Below are 2,621 nucleotides of genomic sequence, written 5' to 3' on the forward strand. Positions count from 1 at the left end.
AGGCCCGGGTGAAGTCGCAGTTGAATCCATCGCCTTCCCGGAACTGTCGCTCGGTAAACGCAAATGCAACCACGGAGTTATACTCCGTGTCCTGACAACGAATATCTGTGGTTCTGACCAGCACATGGTGCGCGGTCGCACCACAGCACCCTCCGGACTCGTTCTAGGCCATGAAATCACAGGCCAGATCATCGAATGTGGCAACGATGTAGAGTTTCTGAAGCCCGGCGATATCGTATCCGTTCCATTCAACATCGCCTGCGGCCGCTGCCGTAACTGCAAAGAGGGTAAAACCGGAATTTGCCTGAACGTTAACCCTGCCCGTCCAGGTGCCGCATACGGTTACGTGGATATGGGAGGCTGGGTCGGCGGTCAGGCTGAGTACGTCATGGTACCTTATGCAGACTTCAACCTGCTGAAGTTCCCGGACTCCGATCAGGCGATGGAAAAGCTTCAAGATCTGACGTTATTGTCTGATATCTTCCCAACCGGCTTCCACGGCTGCGTCACTGCAGGTGTTGGTCCGGGCTCAACGGTGTATATCGCAGGCGCGGGCCCTGTGGGTCTGGCGGCAGCGGTCTCGGCTCAGCTGCTGGGTGCGGCCTGCGTGATTGTCGGAGACATGATCGAGGAACGTCTGGATCAGGCTCGCAGTTTCGGCTGTGAAACGATCGACCTGCGCCAGGACGGCGATATGGAAGACAAGCTGGAAGAGATTCTGGGTGAGCGCGAAGTAGATGCGTTCGTCGATTGTGTTGGTTTCGAAGCCCATGCCTGCGGCTGCAACCACGGTGTAGAAGCACCGGCGACCGTACTGAACTCAGCGATGTCGATTACCCGTGCGGGTGGTCAGATTGGCATTCCGGGTCTATACGTTACAGAAGACCCAGGTGCAGTCGATGAAGCAGCACAACAAGGCGCACTGAGCATGCGCTTTGGCCTCGGCTGGGCAAAATCTCACTCTCTGCACACCGGCCAGTGCCCAGTAATGAAATACCACCGTGCACTGATGCAAGCCATCCTGTTCGACAAAGTAGATATTGCGAAAGCCGTGAACGTACAGATGATCTCACTGGATCAGGCGCCGGATGGCTACGCTGACTTTGACGGCGGGGCTGCGAAGAAATACGTCATTGATCCACACAGCAGTGTAGCGGCATAACACCCTACACGTTCATTACAGCCATTCAGATTACCTATGACGTAAGCTGAATGGCTTTTCTGTTAAATAAGGTTACGACAACGTCACGCCATCAGTTCTGGAAACTGAGTACCGATGTAGTTCAGCAGTTCATCACGCGATACCGGCGGCGAAAAGAAATACCCCTGCACACACTCACAACCCAGCTCAGTGACGAGCGCTAACTGTTCAGCCGTCTCAACACCTTCTGCAACCGAGTGCATACCCAGGTTATTACCCATCTCCAGAATGGTTTTCACCAACAGATAATCATCTTTGTCAGATGCGATATCGGATACAAAAGAGCGGTCCACTTTAAGGACATCAAACGGGAAGTGCTTCAGGTAAGCCAGAGAGGAATATCCCGTGCCGAAGTCATCCAGCGACAGCCTGAACCCATCTTCTTTCAACAGGTTCAACTGACGCTCGGCCAGCTTGGGATCCTTCATCATCAGGCTTTCAGTTAACTCTATCGTCACCAGTTCAGGAGATACACCCGCTTGCAACGCCAGCTCACCCAGATAATCCCCCGTCTCGGTCAGATCCATGAATTCCTGCGGCGAGCGGTTGATCGCAACCCCAATAGGCTCACGCAATGCCAGGTTGATCTGATAGATGTCGGACAGCGCCTGTTTGACCACCTGGTAACCCAGCTGCTGAATCAGTCCGGAATGCTCAGCAATTTCTATAAACTCGTCAGGCCGCACAACCCCCAGCTCAGGATCCGTCCAGCGAACCAACGCTTCACAACGTCTGATCGTGCCCGATGCAAGGTTAATAATTGGCTGGTATTTAACTTCGAGACGCCCCTGCTCCAACGCATCAGCCAACCGCATACGGATATCCTGATGACGCTCTGCAGCGATACGTAGTTCAGGGGTAAAGAATGCATAGGTAGACCCCCCCGCGTTCTTAGCCTGATACATCGCCTGATCCGAACACTTAAACAGCTCGCCTGTATCAGCCCCATCATCAGGAAAAATACTGACACCGATCGACGTCCCACAACGTAACCGCAACCCTTCTATCTCTATCGCGGGTCTAAAGCAATCCAACAGGTCTGACACCCTGTTTTCGACGCTATGAATTTCCGTGAACTCAGTAAAAATGGCGAACTCGTCGCCACCCAAACGCGCCAGGATATCACCGCCACCAACACAGCCTTTGATCCTTCGGGCAATCGACTGTAACAACAGATCACCCACGCCATGTCCCTGAGTATCATTCACACTTTTAAAATCATCGACATCCAGCGAAATAAACGCACCGAAATTACCGCGCGCTTTAATATTGATCAGCTCGCGTTCCATCTGTGCGTTAAATTCGTATCGATTCAACAATCCGGTGAGCGAATCATGGGTTGCCTGATAGGAGATCAGAACCTGAGCTTCTTTCTCTGAGGTAATATCACGATGGATCGCAACGTAGTGCTTGGCCTCAC

2 protein-coding genes are annotated in these 2,621 nt (G+C 52.8%); one reads left to right on the plus strand and one right to left on the minus strand.

The annotated features are described in order from the left end of the window. Positions 1–1,162: formaldehyde dehydrogenase, glutathione-independent (fdhA, locus tag ABYW01_RS18930; RefSeq protein ID WP_372835860.1), on the plus strand; the 1,162-nt coding region annotated here is incomplete at its 5' end. An 83-nt stretch (positions 1,163–1,245) separates the two neighbouring features. Here the strand turns inward: fdhA and ABYW01_RS18935 are convergent. Next, on the minus strand, positions 1,246–2,621 hold a 1,376-nt coding region (locus ABYW01_RS18935), incomplete at its 5' end, for a putative bifunctional diguanylate cyclase/phosphodiesterase (protein ID WP_372835862.1).

This window comes from Pontibacterium sp., assembly GCF_041587635.1.
Taxonomy (GTDB): Bacteria; Pseudomonadota; Gammaproteobacteria; order Pseudomonadales; family Balneatricaceae; genus Pontibacterium.